Source organism: Bacillus cereus group sp. RP29, from assembly GCF_040459765.1.
GTDB lineage: Bacteria > Bacillota > Bacilli > Bacillales > Bacillaceae_G > Bacillus_A > Bacillus_A paranthracis.
This window is the reverse complement of record NZ_JARVHN010000001.1, coordinates 3,283,728-3,306,045: the sequence shown is the minus strand read 5'-3', so window position 1 is coordinate 3,306,045 and position 22,318 is coordinate 3,283,728. Positions and strand designations below refer to the sequence as shown.

The window sequence follows — 22,318 nt, the reverse complement described above, 5'->3', positions numbered from 1 at the left end:
ACTGATACAATATCATCAGAACCAATTAAAGGGGGACTAGGGTATATGACAACTACTACAACAGTTAAATCCGACATTGAAATCGCACAAGAAGCAAGTATGAAGAAGATTCAAGAAATTGCAGCTGAATTAAATATTTTAGAAGATGAATTAGAGCCATACGGTCATTATAAAGGTAAGTTATCTCTTGATATTTTTAAGCGCTTACAGAATGAGAAAGACGGTAAAGTTGTTTTAGTAACAGCGATTAACCCAACTCCAGCTGGAGAAGGTAAATCAACAGTAACAGTTGGTTTAGGTCAAGCTTTTAATAAAATTGGTAAGAAAACAGTAATTGCACTTCGCGAACCATCTCTTGGACCAACGATGGGGCTAAAAGGCGGAGCAGCAGGTGGTGGTTTTTCACAGGTTGTACCAATGGAAGACATTAACCTTCACTTTACTGGAGATATCCATGCGATCACAACTGCTAATAACGCGTTAGCGGCGTTTATTGATAATCATATCCAACAAGGAAACACACTTGGAATTGATACGCGTAAAATCGTTTGGAAACGTTGTGTTGACTTAAATGATCGTGCCCTTCGTAACGTAGTAATTGGTCTTGGTGGACCGGTTCAAGGTGTACCACGTGAAGACGGTTTTGATATTACAGTAGCATCTGAAATTATGGCCGTATTCTGCCTTGCAACAGATATTCAAGATTTAAAAGCACGTCTATCACGCATCGTAGTTGCTTATAATTTTGCAAATCAACCTGTAACGGTTAAAGATTTAGGGGTAGAAGGTGCGTTAACATTATTATTAAAAGATGCATTAAAGCCAAACTTAGTGCAAACGTTAGAAAATACACCAGCTATCATTCACGGCGGACCATTTGCGAATATCGCTCACGGTTGTAACAGTGTTATCGCTACTACAATGGCAGCAAAATTAGGTGATTATGTTATTACAGAAGCTGGATTTGGTGCAGATTTAGGTGCTGAGAAGTTTTTAGATATTAAAGCTCGTGCAGCTGGCATTAAACCAGAAGCAGTTGTTATTGTTGCGACGATTCGTGCGCTTAAAATGCATGGTGGCGTAGCAAAAGATCAATTAAAAGAAGAAAATGTAGATGCATTAGCAAAAGGTATGGAGAACTTACAGAAGCACGTTGAAACAATTCAAAGCTTCGGTGTGCCTTTCGTAATTGCAATTAATAAATTCATTACAGATACAGATGCAGAAGTTGCATACTTACAAGAATGGTGTAATGAGCGTGGCTATGCGGTATCCTTAACAGAAGTTTGGGAGAAAGGTGGCCAAGGCGGAGTTGACCTTGCTGAAAAAGTGTTAAAAGAAATTGAAAAAGGTGAAAACAACTACGCACCACTTTATGAATTAGAATTACCATTAGAAGAGAAAATTCGTACAATTGCTCAAAAAGTGTACGGCGCAAAAGATATTGAATTTGCTCCGAAAGCACGTAAACAATTAGCTCAATATGAAAGCGAAGGTTGGAGTAACCTACCAATTTGTATGGCGAAAACACAATACTCTCTTTCTGACGATGCAACGAAATTAGGTCGTCCATCTGACTTTATCGTTACAATTCGTGAGCTAAAACCATCTATTGGTGCAGGCTTTATCGTTGCGTTAACAGGAACAATGTTAACAATGCCAGGCCTTCCAAAACAACCAGCAGCACTACAAATGGATGTAAATGAAGATGGAAAAGCAGTAGGTTTATTCTAAAAGGTTGTAATTCATCTCGTTTATCTGTAAACTATATATACATCAAGTGGCGCCTTTCCATCGAAAGGCGCCTGTTTTTTGGAGGAAATTATGTTTGATCCAACTGCTTTTGATAATTTAAAAGTAATCGTAGAAGGCGCTGTTTATGATTTTGATTTACATGGAGATATTCTTGTAACTGATCGAAAAGATATGATGGACCTTGCTTCATTAAGTCGTATATATCATATTTCATTTCAATTAACAGAACCATTCGAACCGTTAGTAGAAGCAACATTTTCACTATCTGTAGATGCAAAGAACTTGTCTGGTGAAATATTAGAAGTACCACAATTTACACCAGGTTGTGAAATGAAATTAGCATTTTCATTCCCGATAGAAAAACCAGAAGTAATGTGCGAAGAAATTGAAACTTTCATGCATTCTATATGGGGAAAAGAAAGAATGATTACGCAAAAACTTTCATACGAATATAATAAGCAAGCGATTTCATATCATAATAAGGTAGAGGTTCTATTTCAAAAAGCGATTACAGAAGACCATGTTGATGATTTAATAGCTGTTATTTCACACATGATAGAAACGGTGCGAACAATACAACATTTTCTTCAAAAATAGAGATAAAGGAGAAAAACAAATGATAAAAGATATGCAACCATTTTTACAACAAGCTTGGGAGAAGGCTGGTTTTAAAGAGTTAACTGAAATTCAAAAACAAGCGATTCCAACTATTTTAGAAGGACAAGACGTTATAGCTGAATCTCCAACTGGAACAGGAAAAACATTAGCGTACTTATTACCCCTTTTACATAAAATTAATCCTGAAGTAAAACAGCCACAAGTTGTTGTTTTAGCACCAACACGTGAACTTGTCATGCAAATTCATGAAGAGGTTCAAAAGTTTACAGCAGGAACTGAAATTTCAGGTGCATCTTTAATTGGTGGTGCAGATATTAAGCGCCAAGTAGAAAAATTAAAGAAACACCCAAGAGTGATTGTCGGTTCACCGGGACGTATTTTAGAATTAATTCGTATGAAAAAGCTAAAAATGCATGAAGTGAAAACAATTGTATTTGATGAGTTTGATCAAATTGTAAAACAAAAGATGATGGGCGCTGTACAAGATGTAATTAAATCTACGATGCGCGATCGTCAATTAGTATTCTTCTCGGCTACAATGACAAAAGCTGCAGAAGATGCGGCACGTGACTTAGCAGTTGAACCACAATTAGTACGTGTAACACGAGCAGAGTCAAAAAGCTTAGTTGAGCATACGTATATCATTTGTGAGCGACGCGAGAAAAATGATTACGTAAGAAGAATTATGCATATGGGCGATGTAAAAGCAGTTGCTTTCTTAAACGACCCATTCCGTTTAGACGAAATTACAGAGAAATTGAAATTCCGTAAAATGAAAGCAGCGGCTCTTCATGCAGAAGCAAGTAAACAAGAGCGTGAAGCGACGATGCGTGCTTTCCGCGGAGGAAAATTAGAAATTTTACTTGCTACTGATATTGCAGCACGCGGTATCGATATTGACGATTTAACACATGTAATTCACTTGGAATTACCAGACACAGTAGACCAATATATTCACCGCTCTGGACGTACTGGACGTATGGGTAAAGAAGGAACTGTTGTATCTCTTGTAACACCGCAAGAAGAGCGTAAATTACTACAATTTGCGAAAAAACTAGGTATCGTATTTACGAAGCAAGAAATGTTCAAAGGATCATTTGTAGAAACAAAACCGAAAGCACCAAAGAAAAAGAAACTAGCATTTACTGGGAAGAAAAAGCCTAGATAAATGATGAGGAAGGCGTAACTATTTGTAGTTACGTCTTTTTTATTTGTAATCAAGTGATAATGGGAATTGTATTAGTGTTTTTTATGTGCCTATCATATATATGCTTTTACTGGGAGTATCGAAAAAAGGGTAGTTTATTTATTTCGTTTATACGAGGAAATAATATAAAAAAAGTCGAATATTAAACTGATACGAAATAATAAAAAGAAGGTACACATATGGATAGGAAATTAGGAATGTTTTTAAATACGAAACATATTGAAGTAAACGAAGGAATAAAGAAGGCGAGAGAATGGGGGTTAGAATATATTCAATTATATGCTATGAATTCGACTTTCAACTTAGCTAACATTTCAAAGGTACAATGGAACACATTAAAAGAAAACTTATCTTTTAATGAGATTCAAGTCCCGTCATTAGCAATTAGCTTCGGAGAAAATGGAATGATAGGAACTGAAGCTGGATGTGCAATAGAGAGTCTTAAATATATTACTGATAAAGGGTTAAGGTTAGGAGCTAACATAGTAACTGCCCATATTGGGAAAATCCCTGATGATGAAAATAGTGAGTACTATGATAAAATGATACGTGTTTGTAATGAAATAGGAGACTTAGCGTTCAGATTTGGAGGATTTTTCGCTATTGAGACAGGATCTGAAAAAGCGATAGTGTTAAAGCGATTTATAGAAAATATAAATTCAAAAGGATTAGCGGTTAACTTTGACCCAGCAAATTTAATTAGTGATGTAAATGAAAATCCGGTAGAAGGTTTATTGCTATTAAAAGATTATATAGTACAAACTCATATTAAAGATTGTACAAAAGTGAAAAGCGATAGTTCAAGTAAGTATATTGAAGTAGCAGTAGGAAATGGTGAAGTGGATTTCGATATATTCTTCAAGGTATTAGATGAAATTGGATTCAATGGATATAACATGATTGAAAGAAATGATTATTTTGATGAACTGGATGGGATGAGTCAGTCGATAAATTTTGCAAAGAAGTACATACCAACTCAAAAGGAATAACGATAGTATTTGTAGAAAGCTACATAGAATATAAAAACCATTAGGGGGAAATGCAATGATCCATAAAGTAGGACAAATTATGTTATATGTAAATAATCAAGATGAGGCAGTAAATTTTTGGACGGAAAAGGTAGGATTTCATGTAGTTGCAGAGGAAGATAATAAACAAGGAATGAGATGGATTGAAATCGCTCCAACTAACGGTGCTGAAACGAGCATTATATTACATAATAAAGAAGTTATCTCTAAGATGAGCCCAGAATTGAATCTTGGTACACCGTCTTTAATGTTCTTCTCAGAAAATCTTGATCAATTATATGCAGATTTAAAAAATAAAAATGTTACTGTTGGCGAAATGGTAACTATGCCTTCTGGTAAAGTATTTAACTTTGCTGATAGTGAAGGGAATTATTTTGCGGTTATGGAAAAGAACCGATAATAATATTGTTATGTGAAAATCCCCCTCAAACATATTGAGGGGGATTAAATCTTTGAAATGAATTTATCATGAGAGAGTTGTTTAATAAAAAATGTTCCTTTTTCAATAGCGGTTTCCATATAACCGACAATTTGATTAAAAGTAAACACCTGTAAGTCTTCATGCAAATGTTGCTTTGGATACAACATATCTTCAAAAAGATATTTTCGAAATTCTAAAACATTTTCTTTAGAAACCTCTTCAATATCGACAATGTGAGCATCTTGATTGAGAAGCGAGAAGAGCTGTTGTTCTTTATCGTAATGATGAAGCAACTTTGCATTTAACAATTTAAAATCGTTATAGTACATAGGTGCGATCGTCTCGTCATTTTCTATTCTATTTTTTAGCCAAGGAAGAAAAAAGCCGCTTAGCCAATTATCATCAGCAATGAGGTGAGTGTAATAGCCTAAGAGAAAAGGGGAATCCATTTGAGCTTTATATTTTTGAAAAAAAGAATTAAAAGCTATCCTTCTCGTATAATTTTTCGTTGTGCCAGCGTAAAAGTGTGAAGTTCCTTTTTCTTCTGCTGAATGAACCGCATCAGGTGCTACACCTCCGAGTATGAAAGAAGTTCTATCTTGAATACATAGTTTTTCGGCAATACCGTTAGCGATAATAGCATGCATAATTCGTGATCCCATGAATGACACCTCGGTTTCAAGTATTCATTTCAGGAAGAGGACTGAACAGTTAGTATTACTTTCCCTGTACTTTTTCTACTTTCGACCCATTCATGTGCTTTCCCTGCATCTTGGAGTGGAAAAGATTTTGTAGCCTTGATTTGCAAACGTCCGTCACGCAAATAACGGAATACTTCATTTGCAGTTTCTTGGAGTAGTTCAGGACGTTTTTTTCGTGTAGTTCCAAAGCTAAAACCGAGTATAGAACGGCAACTTGCATGTAAATCTTTCGTTTGAAAATTGCCAATTTCACCACTAGCATTACCGAAATGAACGAGGCGGCCGTAATAAGCAAGACATTTTAAACTTCTTTCCGAAACAGTTCCAGAAATAGAATCTAAAATTACATCAACCCCTTCACCGTTTGTCAGCTCATTGACTTTCTCTACAAAATCTTCATTCTGATGACAAATTACATAATCAGCTCCAGCATATAAAGGAATTTCTTTTTTTGCTTCACTTCCGACAGTACCGATAACTTTTCCAGCCCCTAATAGTTTTGCAAGTTGAATAGCTGTAGTACCAATTCCACCAGCAGCCGCATGAATGAGTACTGATTCACCTTGTTGAAGCTTTGCAACATTTGCGAGTAAATCGTAGCTTGTAAAAGATACAATCGGACAAGCTGCTGCAGTTTGAAAGTCGACTTCATCAGGTAAAACGAAAGTAAGATTTTCATTTGAAACAACGTATTCTGCGTAAGATCCATTTTGAGGAAAAGCAATGACACGTTGTCCAGGGTTTATATTTTTCACATGAGAGTCGACACGTTCTACTATACCAGCGACATCTATCCCTGGAATAAAAGGTAGTACTTTATTTCCTTTTTTGCCATAACGTGATTTAATATCAGCGAAATTTACACTTGTAGCAACAACGCGAATTAAAACTTGATTTTCTGAAATAACCGGCATATCCACATCTGTATATTTCATCACTTCAGGACCACCGAACGATGTTACAATGATAGCTTTCATTATTTATCCCCCTAAATTTGACTATATAAATCATTTTAAATCTTTATCAGGAATTGGAAAATTATATAATAGTTATGCAAGGTTATAAGTGAAGCTTATGAACGTATTGAATCATTATATTAATTTATATAAAAAACTTTTGAAAAAATCGAACGAAATATAGATTACTTGCCAATATAAAGTGTAAGACAAAGGAGGGGTGGTATATGAAGGATGAAACAGTGTATACAGATTTGATCCAATTAACTTTATCAGGAAATAAAGAAGCGTATAGCGAATTATATGATGTAACGATTCACGAAGTATATAAGACAGCACATTTTTTAATAGATGATAAAGCGGATGTAGATGATGTCGTTCAAGAAATATACATACAGCTATATGAATCGCTTCGTAAGTATGATAGCGAGAAGCCATTTCGTCCTTGGCTAATTGGACTTGTAATTAAACAAATTCACTCTTATAGAAGAAAGAGGTGGATGCGACTACGAATTATAAAAAAAGCAGAAGAGCAAAGAAAACCGGTACAAAGTGATTTTTCTAACGATGTTGTAAGTAAAATATCAAATCGAAAACTAATCGAACTTATTCATAAATTACCGTATAAATTGAAACAAGTTATTATTTTAAGGTACTTGCACGACTACTCACAAGAAGAAGTAGCAGAAATATTACATATTCCAATTGGTACTGTGAAATCTAGAATTCATTTGGCTTTAAAGAAACTACGTCAAAAAGAGCAAGTAGAAGAAATCTTTTTAGGAGAGGTAGGGAATGTGAAATGAGTTTAGATTGTAGAGTTCGAGAATCTATACAAGAAGAAGCGAAGGGGATTGTTGCGCCGCCGGAGTTGAAAGAAAAAGTAATCGTTCAAATAAAAATGAAGCGTGGGGGAAGTAAGAAGAAGAAACGCCTTATCGCAGGAGTACTTGCAGCGGCGTTTTTAATCCCGACGACTGGTTTTGCGTATCAATCTATTATAGCAGATGGTATATACGGATCTTTTGAGAATTTAAAAAAGCATGCTGGAACGATGACATTAGAGGCGTACATGCGTTTTAGTGCAAAGTTATCAGAAGCGAAAGATGAAATGGGTACGAAAGAATATGAAGTGTTTACAAAAGAACTAAAGAAATTAACGAATGCAAAGCTTGCGTACGGAGATTCGAACGGTAATATTGATTATGATGCATTATCATCAGAAAAAAGAGAAGAAATGAAAAAGGTAAGTATGGGCCTTCAACCATACTTTGATAAATTAAATGGTCATAAATCAAGTAAAGAAGTATTAACGCAAGAAGAGTTTGATCGCTATATGGAAGCTTTAATGACACATGAAATCGTACGAGTGAAGACAAAATCAACTGGTGCAATAAAAGTAGAAGAAATACCTGAGGCGTACAAAGAAAGGTTTATTAAAGCGGAGCAGTTTATGGAGTATGTAGACGAAAAGGTAAGATAAGTTAGAAAGCTCATAGCTTTTGCTTTGAGCTTTCTTTATTGAAACGTAATTTGACTTAGTACGTGATCCCCTTTAGTTTAATATAAATTTCCTTTTCTCATGTGTAGCGACTTTTACAAGTAATATTGCATTTATAAATAAACCGCCGAAACCAATGATATTTAAGCATTGGTCATTAATTATATTTTTTCATATTTGCAGTGTCTTTTTGTATAAAGGAATCTAACAGTGAATAACCAGCTATTAAACTAATTATCGTAACAAAAGTTGTATTTATAAGAATAATATTAGCTAAATAAGGTAGGTACGCACCAACTGGTGAAAAGAGTAGAGCTGGAGAAAAGGAAATGAATAGTGTAGGCACAGTAATGGCGATAAATTTATCCGGTTGAAAGCGCCAGTTTTGTTTACTTGTTTCACGATTAATAGATTGAAGGAATCGTAATAAAATGCCGACTATAAGAGGGAAGAGTGTAAAGTAGAATAATCTTGGATAAACGTTAAAGTTTACTTGTGCGTCTGTATCTAAATAAAATTGAATTTTCACTCCGACAAATAATAATAAGACGATAAATAATGTAAAGCAGAGGTATAGCATCACTTTTTGCATTATATTCCACCATCCTTTACTCAAAATATATTCAAAAAAAGAAGAGATATACAATAACTACTGTTGTATATCTCTTCTTTTACAGTTATTTAATAGTGGTGTTTGCTTTTTCTTGCTTCGTGAAATAATCTATAATGCCCATCGCACTAATTTCTATATCTAGATGTAAAATGTTATAAACGGAATGATCTGATGGAACGTTTAACTTTGTAAGGTGAGAAGAGACCTTATCCATTAATACAGTTTGCAAAGCTTTAGTAGCTTCATCGAAATCATTATATTTTTCAAAGACCTCTTTACCAGTATGAACGAAAATAGGTAACCAATGTTCTAGTTGCTTATATACTTCTGTAACATTGGATGATGCGCCGTAATGGCCGAAATAAATAGTATCTACATTCATACTTTGAATATGATTTTTAGAAGCAATCATCGCATCTGGTTGGAATTGTGAAGGGGACGTTGATGGTAGATACAGTTCTACACCAAGGTCTGCGAGTTCTCTATAATAAATTCCAATTGTATCGCCAGTAAAAATGCCGTTTGTTAATGAATCGTGAATGCTAATATGGTGCTTTGCATGTCCCGGTGTATCATAAAATGTAAGGATGCGGTCTTCTGCAATTTGTAACGTATCACCATGTTGTACAATATGAACACGTTCTTCTTCAATTGGAAGAATTGGATCAAAAAGTTTATCGAAATCTTCTTTGTACACAGCTTTTGCACCTAAAATGAGTTTTGTTGGGTCAATCATATGACGAGCACCGCGAGAATGCACATATAAAGTAGCATTTGGGCATTTTTCCATCATTAAACCAGCAGCACCGGCGTGATCTAAATGAACATGTGTAACGATAATGTTTTTAACTTCGTTTAAATCAATATGTAATTGTTGTAAGCCGTCTAAAATATACGGAAGAGAAGGGGCTGCACAAGTTTCAATTAAAGTAATATCATCACCTAATAAAACGTACGTACCAGTTCGTTCATTATGTTGTAAATCAAAATCATCAATCAGATATAGGTGAGAAGATAATTGTTCTACTTTTTTCATCTTTACCACTCCTTGTATACGGTATGTAACTATTATACGCTAAAAATACAAAAAGGCAGAAAACGAAAGTTTCGTCTTCTGCCTTTTTGTAATGTTCTTATTGTCTTTGTTGTTTATTAATAGACATAACGAATAGTCCAACAATGCCGCCAACTAATGGAAGCATAATCTCTCCCGCTAAATTAAAGTAGGAGCTTAAAAATAAACCATTTACATCGATTACCCAGCCAATCACATACAATAACATCATATATAGTACGAAATAAAACTCGCGATTTGAAATCGTTTCATGTTGTGCAGTTTTCATATTGAACACCATCCTTTTCTATAATAATAGAATATAAACTGTCACATTTTGTTCACAATTTAATTGTAAAACTTTCCATCATAAAAGTCTAGTAGATTGTGTCGAATTTTTAAACATAAATAAAGCGCTATCATTTTAACGTGTAAATACGTAATAAGAGCCGTATATTCACGAATGTAGTATAGTATAAACATAGAATGATAGTGAAGAGAGGGGTAAGGACAATGACAATTTATGATTTTTCAGCTAAAACAATTACAGGTGAAGAAAAATCGTTAAAAGATTACGAAGGAAAAGCACTTCTTATTGTAAATGTAGCTAGTAAATGCGGGTTTACACCGCAATATAAAGGATTACAAGAAGTATATGATAAATATAAAGAACAAGGGCTAGAAATACTCGGTTTCCCTTGTAACCAATTCGGAGGGCAAGAACCAGGAACAGAAGCAGATATTACTAGTTTTTGTGAATTAAACTACGGTGTAAACTTCCCAATGTTTGCAAAAATTGATGTAAAAGGTGATAAGGCTCATCCTCTGTATACATACATGACAGAACAAGCACCAGGTTTACTCGGTATGAAAGCAGTAAAATGGAACTTTACAAAATTTCTAATTGGAAAAGACGGAAAAGTAGTAGGGCGTTTTGCACCGCAAACGAAGCCGGTGGATTTAGAGGTTGAGATTGAGAAGGTACTTGGCGAATAACTAGGAGTTTCACTTTATTAAAAAATGCCTCAAAGAACTATTTTGTTCTTTGAGGCATTTTATTTACATTCACATTGTCAATATTAAATCGCTGAATGGAAGTCATTTGATTTAGGTGGAGAAGCAGCTTTTTTCATAAGCACTTCCCATAAGTGTACGGATTTTTTCCATTCTGCTGCGGCTTGTCCTTTTTGATATATAGCATTCTCATAATTGAAAGTAAGTTGTTGCATATCGGCCGAGTTGTAAAGTGTATCAACATGGAGAGCATATTCTCGGAATGTTTGACTCTCATCTCGTCGTATACCAATTCGCGCAAATTGTTTTAGGAGAGAATCGTAAGCTTTTGTATAAACGGCATCATCTTTTCGATATTTATAGAAATGAATGATAAAAAGCGTAATCCATTTCATTCTAGTGATGAATAGAAGGTATCCTATAATACTAATCGGTATTGTAGAGAGGAATACGTACCACCAAGAAAATCCATTTTTAGAATTTGGAATCTTTTTAGTAGAAGCTTCTTCTGTATCTTCTATTAAACTTTTGAGCTTTGCTTCATTGTTTCGTTGTTGTATTGGTTCGTTATTAGAATTATATACTTCGTTATTTTGTAAAGTAGGAGCAGGAGTATTATTTATAAAATTATAGGGATTCGTAAATCCTTTTGTTGGTTCAAATGGAATCCATCCGTATCCAGGGAAGTATACTTCGACCCAAGAGTGTGCGTTATCGTTCGCGATTTTATAAACATCCTCACCTTCAGCACCCACAAGCGTATTATCAAGAGTTCCTTCTGTATAACCTTTTACCCAGCGAGCGGGAATTCCAGCAGAACGAAGTAACACGATCATAGATGTCGAGAAATTATTACAGTAGCCACTTTTTGTATCGAAAAGAAATTGATCTACATAATCTTGGTTTTGGGCAGGGAATGAGACATTCGTTGTTTCATATATAAAAGAATGGTCGGTGAAATAGTTTTCAATAGCTAATACTTTATCGTATCGGGTGTCTTTATCCTTTGTTAGACTTACAGCTAAGTCTCTTACTCGCTGCGGTAATGATTTGGGAAGTTGCGTGTACTTTGTCATGAAATAAGGATTTGTTTCTTGACCTTCATTCATTTTTACAGCTTTCAAGTTTTCTATGGAAAACTCCGGGACCTCATATGTTACTTTATATGAATGTAAAGTAGTGGAAGAGTCTCCGTCCATCGTATAGATTTTTTCTGAAAATGGGTCAACGCTGTATGATACATCGGAAGAAGCCTCAACTGATATTAATCCTGCTGGATAGGTAAGGTGAGGATACCTTTTTTGCATGGTGATTGTTGCCTTAGTTGTCTCTGTTTTTGTATTTTGTTCGTACCAACTTACGACGTCGTTATTATTTTTAAAAGTAACCTTTTTTTGCTTTTCAGAAACTTCCCAGCCTTTTCCTGTATAAAAATCTTTCGTTTCTACTCTCCAATATTGTTTGTTTTGCGTTTGTGCTGTGAAAACAATTGTAGGATCTGCCGTAAAAGGACCGCCTAATTTTGAGTCATCTAAACCATAGCCAATTTTAGAAACTTCTTGTTTTTTACTTACTTCGGATGTGTTGAATTGTAAAAAATCCATTGGGTTTGGCCATTGAGGGCCAAATTTTGGAGCAAAGTATGCGATGGTTGCTGACAATACAATAAATATTGTAATAGGTCTAAGTAATTTTGAGATTTCTCTAGCATAATTTTGTAAGTGTTCACTCTCTTTTATTCGTTCTATGCGAAGAAGACTAAGCATAAAAAAGCCGATGACAACAGTACGAATAATAGCGTAGTTTGCATTGTATAAATGTAAGTTATGAAAAATTGTGATATAAATAATAGTCAATATAAGAAATAACAATCCACGCTTTTTATGAATCAACCAAAAAGAGATGAAAGCACTCAAAAACCAAAATGATAGAAAAAATAAAACGGTTGGAAAAACTGGAGAAATATCTAGCAAATTCCCCTGGAATAACAGGGAGGAATTTCGAGAAATATCAGTAAAAAATTTCGTTAGCCAAGATGGATTTATAAAAATATTTTTATAATATAGGAGATGAATGATGAATAAAATTGTCACGATCTTTATCGGAATCTGCCACTTTGTTTGAAAAAAAGAGAGTGTGAAGCAAATTCCTATAAATATTACAAAAATATCTAATCTACCTACGTTTGTAATACCTAAAAGGGGTTGTATCCATTCTAGTAAAAGTAGAAATGCGCATGCATGCATGAAGAATCTGCTCATATCCCATTTGTATTTTGTTTGTAATGTTGTCATTTGCTCACCTCAAAAAACACGTTTGTATATCGGTTTTCATAAACCACATTTACAAATATTTTTCGTTTTTGTAGAGTTTCTAAAACACTGAGTTCTCGATGTGAGAGTTGATTCGGTTTTTCTTTCACGACAAAAACTAGTAATTTTCTATTTTGTATAGCGGCATAGTCAGCTGCCTTTTGAATATCGGGAGAAAGATCGCTTGTCACGAGTATAATTGTTACGGGCTCATAAACTTTTCTTAATTCCATTTCTACACTCCGGGAGAGCGGGAATACACTGTCCGCTTGTACTTTCGCTAAATGACAAAAGATTTGCTGCAACTGACTATCTCCATTGTCTAAAGGGAAAAAAGTTCGTTCTTTTCCGACAGACACAAATGACGCTGGTGAATTTTGCTTCAATACAGCCCTGACAATAGAGGCAGTAAATGTGACGACTGATTCGAATAGAGGAGACTCAGTTCTGTCTATGAATATCATAATATTATGGCTGCGCTGTTGTTCAAACTCTTTCGTCATAATGTTGTTTGTTCTTGCAGTTGCTTTCCAATCAATCCATGAAAAGCGGTCACCAGGTTTATAGTCTCTCACACCGACAGAAATGGTAGAGTCTTTTGTGAAATTTATATTTGCTGAGAGCGCTCCTTGCTCGAAATGGTTTTCCAATTGCTGATACGTTATATCTACATACTGAGGATAGACTAAAAATGTATCCGGAACTGAAAAAGTTACTTCTTTCTCCATCATACCGAATAGATCACCAGTTTTGACGCGTATGCTTGAAAAAGTGTGCTCTCCCCTAGGGATTGTGTCAATTGCATATTGAAACGAAAAATTTCGTTTTAATCCTGGAAAGAGTATTGTTTTATTCATCTTTGTTTGTCTACAACTTGTAAGGTGTGGTGGCAGTTCATCTTCTATAACTAAATAAAGTAAGGGGAAAGGAAATTTTCTTTTTATTGTAATCGTGCTTACAAATCGTTCTCCTGCTACATAATCGTTTTGATTTGTTATTCTTTTTACTTCAGCACCCCGTAAAGCGTAGAAGGGGAATAATAGTGAATAAAGGCCAATAGGAACCATACTGTAAAATAAAAACCAACTTACAAATCCTCCTTGAAGCATAGCGTACACAAATGTTAACACTAGGCATAAAGGGATTAGTAATAACTTCAAAACGTGATATAGTGCTCGTAGCATGCGTTTCATCAAAGGTTCATCTTCCTTTGAGTCGGCACGGTAGTTCGCGCAACGATTTTTGAAATAACTTGTTCCCCTGTTATTCCTTCAAATTTTGCTTCCATTTTTAGAATGAGTCTGTGAGCTAACACGTAAGGAGCTAAAAATTTAACATCGTCTGGAATAACATAATTTCTGCCATGGATGAATGCATAAGCTTGTGAAGCTTTCATTAAAGCAATCGAGCCACGTGGACTTGCACCTAGTTGTATAGAACTATAAGAGCGAGTTTGACTAACAAGCTTTACAATGTAATGCTTGATTGCTTTGTCCATGCTTATTTCCCGTGCGCTTTGTTGCAAATAAAGTAATTCTTCTATTGTAGTAATAGCTTGTAAAAGGGAGAGGGGATTTGTTTTTTCCATCCGGTTTAAAACTTCAAATTCTTCTTCTGGTGAAGGATATCCCATTTTTAGCTTCAATAAGAAACGATCGAGCTGGGCTTCTGGTAAAGGATATGTTCCCTCATATTCGACTGGATTTTGTGTAGCCATTACAAAGAATGGTTTTGGTAACGGTCTTGTCATACCATCTATTGTAATATTGCCTTCTTCCATACTTTCAAGTAAGGCAGATTGTGTTTTGGGAGATGTACGATTAATTTCATCAGCAAGTATAAAATTCCCCATGATTGGTCCAGGCTTGAACTCGAATTGGAGCTCTTTCGGATTGTAAATAGAAACACCTGTTACATCTGACGGTAGTAAATCAGGTGTGAATTGAATTCGCTTGTAATCAGCATCAATAGATTTAGAAAGAGCGCGTACTAACATTGTTTTCCCAACGCCAGGAACATCTTCTAATAGTACATGACCTTCAGCTAAGAGAGCTGTCAAAGCTAAAATCGTTTCTTTTCTTTTTCCGACCATTATTTTTTCAATATTGTTCATTATTTTTTCTATAATGGGATGTAATGAATCAAGTTGGTGCATCGTAATCCTCCTAATGTTATTATCGTTTTCTAATCTATTTAGTGGAAAATAGAACGTACCTCTCTATGTGCGAGTATAAAACTATTACCTTTAATTCTAAGAATATTCAGATTATTTATTCTGATTACATCTAGTATAATTGTTTCAGTAACTAAGGGCAATATGGTAAATAATGATTTCTCTTTTTATGTGAAATATATCTTGATATAGAATAGTATCGTCGGTAAAAGTAGAAGAGGGGAAGGAAAGATTGACCTCAATGAGCAAAATAAATAGCGTAGGAAACCCTACGCGTATAGTTTGGAACATATATTAATACCCCTTTGTAAATAAAAAATAAAGTCGACTTCTCATGAAGAGGCCAGTTATTTAAATTATTACACTCCTTTATTTTTTATCTTTCTTATATTCTTTTCGTTTATTTAACCAAATATGAATTAATTCTACCAATTCCATTGTTTCAATCTCACAATATTCTCCTTTACCATCTTCGGCTAAATTGTCTAACACAGTAGTTGTGTCGTTCCGAATTTCTAAACTGCAAATGTTGCCATTTACTACTACATAATTTTTTTCTCCGTTTAAAACATTATGTATTTCTTCTAAAATCCAATCTCCAAAAGATGTAACTTCAATTCCTAAAAAAGTTTCAACAAGTTTAATTTCTTGAGGAAGTCTCATAACTAAATCACTACTGTTAAGCACTTCAAAACTATATGGATATTTCATGACTATTTTACTCCTTTATTTCTGGCTTTAGTGACTCTATTTACTTCTCTATTAATCTCATAAGCTCTATTAAGGTAATAAATTCTTATACTATCATCTCTATTTTCCTACTTAAATTATAGTAAAAGTAAATTATTATTAAACTTATCTATCCAATATTTCTCTGATGTAGGTATGAATTCAGTGAAATCTTCATATGTACCACTCCAATCTTTTGGTACATAGTTTTCATATGATGCCGGTTCTGGAAACATTGAATATAGTATTTTATTATCAAAGTTAATTAATAAGATTGGACTAAAATCTAATAGATCTTCTCCTGCATTTTTCCTTTTAATATTTTCAAGTAGTAAATAATTTAATTCTTCTTTAGTTGTTTTATATTTATTAATCCTTACTAAAAATACTTCTACATTTTCATGATCTAATACTTTTATTCCATTTCTTTCTTCTGTTTCGTCATTATCTTCAATGCTTATACCTAAATTTTTATATGCATTATCTAATTTATTATAATCTAAAAACCATAGTTCTTTATCTGTTACATACCATCTAAACTCATTTTTATATATGACGGCTACGATAATGTTTTCTGCATAAAGCGGTTCTAATTTCATAATATACTCCTTTTATTATTATCTTAAAATCCTGACATTCTTGGTGTATTCTTCTATTGATTCAATCCAAGTTGCTGACAATTCATATGGATTTCCTGGCGTTTTTTGTTCAACTATTTTCAGGATAGTTGCCCTTGATATGGTGAATTTAAAGTATTGTATTTTCATTTATTAACTCATCTAACGATTTAGGTATATCAAATTTAACTACTCCCAAATTACTTCCTCTATTATATAAGAAATTTTTTTACAAGCTCATTATTATCTGTACTTCATCTTAAACTTTGCTAGAAGCAAGGAAGTAACTTAACAGTCAGTGAAGGATGTGAGCCCTCCACAATGATTAGATTTTCACCTTTTTATATTTTTTTCGGAATTTTTGACAATCTCTTGAACTGTGCGAAATGTCACATCTGTATTTTACAACCTCTCTTATAGTAAGGGTATGTAAGAGAGACGTATTAAAGGAGTGAACAGTATGAAGAAGAAACCTTCAGCACTAATGAGACGTTTAAAATATTTTTCACCAATAGATCGTTATAACGATAATCATACACAAGAAACATATGAAGATCGTGAATGGGAAAATGTGTACAGAAAGCGTTGGCAGCATGATAAAGTAATTCGTTCTACACATGGTGTGAACTGTACTGGTTCATGTAGTTGGAACATTTATGTGAAAGATGGAATTGTAACTTGGGAAGGACAGGAGCTTAACTATCCAACAACAGGTCCAGATATGCCTGACTTTGAACCACGAGGATGTCCACGTGGAGCGAGTTTTTCTTGGTACATTTATAGTCCACTTCGTGTGAAATATCCGTATGTACGTGGTGTTCTTTGGAGTATGTGGCAAGAGGAATTACAAAATAATGAGTCACCATTAGATGCTTGGAAAAGTATTGTGGAAAACCCTGAAAAAGCACGCAAGTATAAGCAGGCACGTGGTAAAGGGGGATTCGTTCGTGCGAATTGGGATGAAGTGTTACAACTCGTTTCAGCTTCATTATTATATACAGTAATGAAATACGGTCCAGACCGAAATGTTGGCTTTTCACCAATTCCAGCTATGTCGATGTTAAGTCATGCTGCAGGTAGCCGTTTTATGCAACTTATGGGTGGACCGATGCTTAGTTTCTATGATTGGTACGCAGATTTACCACCAGCTTCTCCGCAAATTTGGGGTGATCAAACAGATGTACCAGAAAGTAGTGACTGGTATAACTCTGGTTACATTATGACATGGGGTTCAAATGTACCGATGACAAGAACACCAGACGCACACTTTTTAGCGGAGGTTCGATATAAAGGAACGAAAGTCGTTTCTGTCAGTCCTGATTTTGCTGAGTCAACAAAGTTTGCGGATGATTGGATTAGTGTGAAACAAGGTACAGACGGCGCACTTGCGATGGCAATGGGGCACGTGATCTTACAAGAATTTTACGTAGATAATCAAGTGGAATACTTCACAAAGTATGCGAAGCAATATACTGATTTTCCTTTCTTCGTTACATTGAAACAAAAAGGAGACCAATTCGTTGCGGATCGATTCTTAAATGCTTCTGATATTGGACGCGAAACAAAGTTAGGAGAATGGAAACCTGTACTTTGGAACGAGAACACGAATGATTTTGCAACACCTCATGGCACAATGGGGTCACGTTGGGATAACGAAAAGAAATGGAATTTACGTTTAGAAGATGAAGAAACAGGCGAAAAGATTGATCCACGTCTTTCTGTACTTGGAATGGAAGATCATGTTGGAACTGTACAAATCCCGTACTTCTCTGATAATGGAAACAAAGTATTAGAACGTACAATTCCAGTGAAAAAGGTTATGACAGAAGAGGGCGAAGTGTTCGTTACTACTGTATATGACTTAACGTTAGCAAATTACGGTGTGAACCGAGGGCTTGGTGGACAAGAGCCGAAAGACTTCAATGATGACGTGCCGTTTACACCTGCATGGCAAGAGAAAATGACGGGAGTGAAACGAGATCTAATCATTCAAATCGCTCGTGAGTTCGCGCAAAATGCTGTTGATACGAACGGTCGCTCAATGATTATTGTTGGAGCTGGTATTAACCATTGGTTTAACTCTGATACAATTTATCGCGCAGTTTTAAATCTTGTTCTTCTTGTCGGAGCGCAAGGTGTAAACGGCGGTGGCTGGGCGCATTACGTTGGGCAAGAAAAATTGCGACCAGCAGAAGGATGGCAAACAATTGCGATGGCAAAAGATTGGCAAGGGCCACCGAAATTACAAAATGGTACATCTTTCTTCTATTTCGTAACAGATCAATGGCGTTATGAAGATACACCAGTTGGACATTTAGCATCACCAGTCGAAGGCAACTCTCGTTATCAACATCACGGTGATTACAACGTATTAGCGGCACGACTTGGCTGGTTACCTTCGTATCCGACATTCGAGAAAAATGGAATTGAACTATATAAAGAAGCTGTTGCTGCTGGTGCAACAACACAAGAAGAAATCGGAAAATATGTTGCACAAAAATTAAAAGAAAAAGAACTAAAATTTGCGATTGAAGATCCAGATAACAAAAATAACTTCCCGCGCAACTTATTCGTATGGCGTGCGAACTTAATTTCAAGTTCCGGTAAAGGGCACGAATATTTCTTAAAACATTTATTAGGTACAACAAATGGATTAATGAATGACGATAGTGATTCGTTACGACCAGAAGAAATTAAGTGGCATGAGGATGCACCAGAAGGGAAGCTTGATCTACTTATTAATTTAGATTTCCGTATGGCTGGAACAGCACTTTATTCTGATATCGTCTTACCAGCTTCAACTTGGTACGAAAAACACGATTTAAGCAGTACAGATATGCATCCATTTGTTCATCCGTTTAATCCAGCAATCGGTTCACCATGGGAAGCACGTTCTGACTGGGATATTTTCACTTCACTTTCTAAAGCTGTGTCAGATTTAGCAGAGAAAATTGATCTTGACCCAATGAAAGAAGTTGTGGCAACACCACTTCTTCACGATACACCGCAAGAATTAGCACAACCACTTGGTAAGATTAAAGATTGGAGCAAAGGAGAGTGTGAACCAATACCAGGTAAAACGATGCCGCAAATTCATGTTGTCGAAAGGGATTATAAAACGATTTATGACAAAATGACGGCACTTGGACCAAATGCCGGGAAACAACCGATTGGTACGAAAGGAATTTCTTGGTCGGCAGAAAAAGAGTATGAGCAATTAAAAAGCCGATTAGGAGTTGTTCGAACAGATTCTATTGCGAAAGGTTGTCCAGACATAAAAGAAGCAATCAATGCTGCTGAAGCGGTATTAACGCTTTCTTCTACAACAAATGGTCATATGGCTGTAAAAGCATGGGAAGCACTTGAAAAACAAACAGATTTAAAATTACGTGATTTAGCAGAAGAACGTGAAGAAGAATGCTTCACATTTGAACAAATTACAGCGCAGCCAAAAACAGTAATTACTTCTCCAGCCTTTACAGGTTCTGAAAAAGGTGGGCGCCGTTACTCACCATTTACAACAAATGTAGAACGTCTCATCCCTTGGAGAACAATCACTGGACGACAATCTTTCTATTTAGATCATGACATGATGAAAGAATTTGGTGAAACGATGGCAACATTTAAACCAATTCTGCAACATAAACCGTTCCGTAAATCACGACCTGAAGTAGAAGGGAAAGAGATTACACTAAACTATTTAACACCGCATAATAAGTGGTCCATTCATAGTATGTACTTTGATTCATTACCGATGTTAACGCTATTTAGAGGTGGTCCAACTGTTTGGATGAATAAAGAAGATGCTGAAGAAGCTGGTGTTGCAGATAATGATTGGATTGAGTGCTTTAACCGTAACGGTGTTGTTGTAGCACGTGCAGTTGTAACGCACCGTATACCGAGAGGAATGGCGTTTATGCACCATGCGCAAGATCGCCACATTAACGTACCTGGAACGAAATTAACAAGTAATCGCGGGGGAACGCATAATAGTCCAACTCGAATTCACGTAAAACCGACACATATGATTGGTGGATACGGTCAATTAAGTTATGGATTTAACTATTATGGTCCAACTGGGAACCAGCGCGATTTAAACGTTGTAATTCGCAAACTGAAGGAGGTAGATTGGCTTGAAGATTAAAGCACAAGTCGGAATGGTAATGAACCTAGATAAATGCATCGGCTGCCATACTTGTAGCGTAACGTGCAAAAACACCTGGACAAATCGTCCAGGTGCTGAATATATGTATTTCAATAACGTAGAAACGAAACCTGGCATTGGTTATCCGAAGCAATGGGAAGATCAGGAGAAATATAAAGGTGGCTGGGAATTGAAAAATGGTGAAATTCAGCTGAAATCCGGTTCGAAAATGAAGCGCCTTATGAATATTTTCCACAATCCAGATCAACCAACAATTGATGATTACTTTGAACCGTGGAACTATGATTATGAAACGTTAACAAATAGTCCGCAGCGTAAGCATCAGCCAGTTGCTCGTCCGAAATCAGCAATTACAGGCGAATTTATCGACAAAATTGAATGGGGTCCAAACTGGGAAGATGATTTAGCTGGTGGACATATAACAGGATTACAAGATCCGAACGTAAAGAAAATGGAAGAAGAAATTAAAACCGATTTTGAAAATGTCTTTATGATGTATTTACCACGCATATGCGAACATTGTATGAATCCATCTTGCGTATCGTCTTGTCCATCTGGTGCGATGTATAAACGGGAAGAAGATGGGATTGTTCTTGTGGATCAAAACGCATGTCGTGCATGGAGATTCTGCGTATCGTCTTGCCCATATAAAAAAGTGTACTTTAATTGGCAAACGAATAAAGCGGAAAAATGTACAATGTGTTTCCCACGTATTGAAGCTGGTATGCCAACAATTTGTTCGGAAACATGTGTAGGACGTATCAGATATATTGGGGTAATGCTATATGACGCTGACAAAGTAAAAGAAGCGGCTTCTGTTGAGAATGAAAAAGATTTATATGAATCTCAGCTTACTGTTTTCCTAGATCCAAATGATCCTGAAGTAGCAGCTGAAGCGAAAAAACAAGGCATTCCTGAAGAGTGGATTAAAGCGGCACAACAGTCACCAATCTATAAAATGATTATCGATTGGAAAATTGCTCTACCACTTCACCCAGAGTATCGTACAATGCCAATGGTTTGGTATATCCCACCGCTTAGCCCAATTATGAATATGGTGGAAGGGAAAGGTAGTAACTGGCAAGCAGAAGAGATTTTCCCTGCTATCGATAATATGCGTATTCCAATTCAATATTTAGCGAATCTACTCACTGCAGGAGATGAATCACACATTCGACTTACATTGAAAAAAATGGCTGTTATGCGAACGCATATGAGAGCACTGCAAATTAATAAAGAACCAAATGAAGCTGTATTAAAAGAACTTGGTTTAACGAAACAGGATGTAGAAGATATGTATCGTCTTCTTGCCATTGCAAAATATAAAGATCGCTTCGTCATCCCGACATCTCACCGTGAACAAGTGGCAGATTTATATAGCGAACAAGGAAGCTGTGGTTTATCATTCACAGGTGGTCCAGGCTCTTGTATGACAATTTCTTAAATAAAGGGGC

The 22,318-nt window shown here is 35.6% G+C and carries 20 protein-coding genes; 10 read left to right on the top strand and 10 right to left on the bottom strand.

Annotated features, from left to right (window positions below; genetic code table 11):
• The first annotated feature begins 45 nt into the window (after window positions 1-45).
• The 5 genes from QCI47_RS17585 (at window position 46) to QCI47_RS17565 (ending at window position 5,008) form a co-directional block, all read left to right on the top strand.
• Window positions 46-1,734 carry a formate--tetrahydrofolate ligase gene (locus QCI47_RS17585; RefSeq protein ID WP_309422817.1) on the top strand — a complete coding sequence of 563 codons (1,689 nt, stop codon included), beginning with the start codon at window positions 46-48 and terminating at the stop codon, window positions 1,732-1,734.
• 90 nt (window positions 1,735-1,824) lie between these two features.
• Entirely contained in the window at window positions 1,825-2,352 is a 528-nt protein-coding gene (locus QCI47_RS17580; protein ID WP_000460208.1) for a hypothetical protein, read from the top strand.
• Window positions 2,353-2,371: 19 nt separating this feature from the next.
• Entirely contained in the window at window positions 2,372-3,541 is a 1,170-nt protein-coding gene (locus tag QCI47_RS17575; protein ID WP_309422795.1) for a DEAD/DEAH box helicase, read from the top strand.
• 218 nt (window positions 3,542-3,759) lie between these two features.
• Entirely contained in the window at window positions 3,760-4,569 is an 810-nt protein-coding gene (locus QCI47_RS17570) for a sugar phosphate isomerase/epimerase family protein (RefSeq protein ID WP_000375197.1), read from the top strand.
• 55 nt (window positions 4,570-4,624) lie between these two features.
• On the top strand, window positions 4,625-5,008 hold the full coding sequence (locus QCI47_RS17565; protein WP_000581474.1) for a VOC family protein: 384 nt from the start codon (window positions 4,625-4,627) through the stop codon (window positions 5,006-5,008).
• 44 nt (window positions 5,009-5,052) lie between these two features.
• Here the strand turns inward: QCI47_RS17565 and QCI47_RS17560 are convergent, their stop codons facing one another.
• Both QCI47_RS17560 and QCI47_RS17555 read right to left on the bottom strand, forming a co-directional pair.
• Window positions 5,053-5,691 (bottom strand): zinc dependent phospholipase C family protein, encoded by a 639-nt coding sequence (locus QCI47_RS17560; RefSeq protein ID WP_000535596.1) that lies wholly within the window; start codon window positions 5,689-5,691, stop codon window positions 5,053-5,055.
• 29 nt (window positions 5,692-5,720) lie between these two features.
• Entirely contained in the window at window positions 5,721-6,707 is a 987-nt protein-coding gene (locus QCI47_RS17555) for a quinone oxidoreductase family protein (protein ID WP_309422797.1), read from the bottom strand.
• Window positions 6,708-6,913: 206 nt separating this feature from the next.
• Between QCI47_RS17555 and QCI47_RS17550 the strand changes: the two genes are divergently transcribed.
• The gene (locus QCI47_RS17550; RefSeq protein WP_309422798.1) at window positions 6,914-7,492 is read left to right on the top strand and encodes a sigma-70 family RNA polymerase sigma factor; all 579 of its coding nucleotides are present in this window, start codon (window positions 6,914-6,916) and stop codon (window positions 7,490-7,492) included.
• Complete coding sequence (locus tag QCI47_RS17545) at window positions 7,489-8,169, top strand: DUF3600 domain-containing protein (RefSeq protein WP_076873631.1); 681 nt, start codon at window positions 7,489-7,491, stop codon at window positions 8,167-8,169. The genes QCI47_RS17550 and QCI47_RS17545 overlap by 4 nt, the downstream gene beginning before the upstream one ends.
• A gap of 175 nt (window positions 8,170-8,344) precedes the next feature.
• Here the strand turns inward: QCI47_RS17545 and QCI47_RS17540 are convergent, their stop codons facing one another.
• The 3 genes from QCI47_RS17540 to QCI47_RS17530 all read right to left on the bottom strand — a co-directional run bounded on the left by QCI47_RS17540 (window position 8,345) and on the right by QCI47_RS17530 (window position 10,143).
• Complete coding sequence (locus QCI47_RS17540) at window positions 8,345-8,779, bottom strand: hypothetical protein (protein ID WP_137052561.1); 435 nt, start codon at window positions 8,777-8,779, stop codon at window positions 8,345-8,347.
• An 85-nt stretch (window positions 8,780-8,864) separates the two neighbouring features.
• Window positions 8,865-9,836, bottom strand: a complete 972-nt coding sequence (locus QCI47_RS17535) for an MBL fold metallo-hydrolase (RefSeq protein ID WP_000754987.1) — start codon at window positions 9,834-9,836, stop codon at window positions 8,865-8,867.
• A gap of 97 nt (window positions 9,837-9,933) precedes the next feature.
• Window positions 9,934-10,143 carry a DUF3925 family protein gene (locus QCI47_RS17530; protein ID WP_000844978.1) on the bottom strand — a complete coding sequence of 70 codons (210 nt, stop codon included), beginning with the start codon at window positions 10,141-10,143 and terminating at the stop codon, window positions 9,934-9,936.
• 224 nt (window positions 10,144-10,367) lie between these two features.
• Here QCI47_RS17530 and bsaA point away from each other — a divergent pair, with 224 nt between their 5' ends.
• Window positions 10,368-10,850, top strand: a complete 483-nt coding sequence (bsaA, locus tag QCI47_RS17525; RefSeq protein ID WP_000158181.1) for a glutathione peroxidase — start codon at window positions 10,368-10,370, stop codon at window positions 10,848-10,850.
• An 83-nt stretch (window positions 10,851-10,933) separates the two neighbouring features.
• Here bsaA and QCI47_RS17520 read toward each other — a convergent pair whose 3' ends face one another.
• The 5 genes from QCI47_RS17520 to QCI47_RS17500 all read right to left on the bottom strand — a co-directional run bounded on the left by QCI47_RS17520 (window position 10,934) and on the right by QCI47_RS17500 (window position 16,681).
• Window positions 10,934-13,162 (bottom strand): transglutaminase TgpA family protein, encoded by a 2,229-nt coding sequence (locus QCI47_RS17520; protein ID WP_353811897.1) that lies wholly within the window; start codon window positions 13,160-13,162, stop codon window positions 10,934-10,936.
• Window positions 13,159-14,373 (bottom strand): DUF58 domain-containing protein, encoded by a 1,215-nt coding sequence (locus QCI47_RS17515; RefSeq protein ID WP_086707707.1) that lies wholly within the window; start codon window positions 14,371-14,373, stop codon window positions 13,159-13,161. The genes QCI47_RS17520 and QCI47_RS17515 overlap by 4 nt, the downstream gene beginning before the upstream one ends.
• Window positions 14,373-15,335 (bottom strand): AAA family ATPase, encoded by a 963-nt coding sequence (locus tag QCI47_RS17510; RefSeq protein ID WP_071742409.1) that lies wholly within the window; start codon window positions 15,333-15,335, stop codon window positions 14,373-14,375. Before QCI47_RS17510 ends, QCI47_RS17515 begins: the two co-directional genes overlap by 1 nt.
• 387 nt (window positions 15,336-15,722) lie before the next feature.
• Window positions 15,723-16,064, bottom strand: a complete 342-nt coding sequence (locus QCI47_RS17505) for a hypothetical protein (protein ID WP_000877041.1) — start codon at window positions 16,062-16,064, stop codon at window positions 15,723-15,725.
• Window positions 16,065-16,180: 116 nt separating this feature from the next.
• Window positions 16,181-16,681, bottom strand: coding sequence for a hypothetical protein (locus tag QCI47_RS17500; RefSeq protein ID WP_000764323.1), 501 nt, complete (start codon window positions 16,679-16,681; stop codon window positions 16,181-16,183).
• 478 nt (window positions 16,682-17,159) lie between these two features.
• On the opposite strand from QCI47_RS17500, the gene QCI47_RS17495 reads away from it, so the two are divergent.
• Window positions 17,160-20,843, top strand: coding sequence for a nitrate reductase subunit alpha (locus tag QCI47_RS17495; RefSeq protein ID WP_309422800.1), 3,684 nt, complete (start codon window positions 17,160-17,162; stop codon window positions 20,841-20,843).
• Window positions 20,833-22,308 (top strand): nitrate reductase subunit beta, encoded by a 1,476-nt coding sequence (gene narH / locus QCI47_RS17490; RefSeq protein ID WP_000692687.1) that lies wholly within the window; start codon window positions 20,833-20,835, stop codon window positions 22,306-22,308. Before QCI47_RS17495 ends, narH begins: the two co-directional genes overlap by 11 nt.
• The last annotated feature ends 10 nt before the right edge of the window (window positions 22,309-22,318 follow it).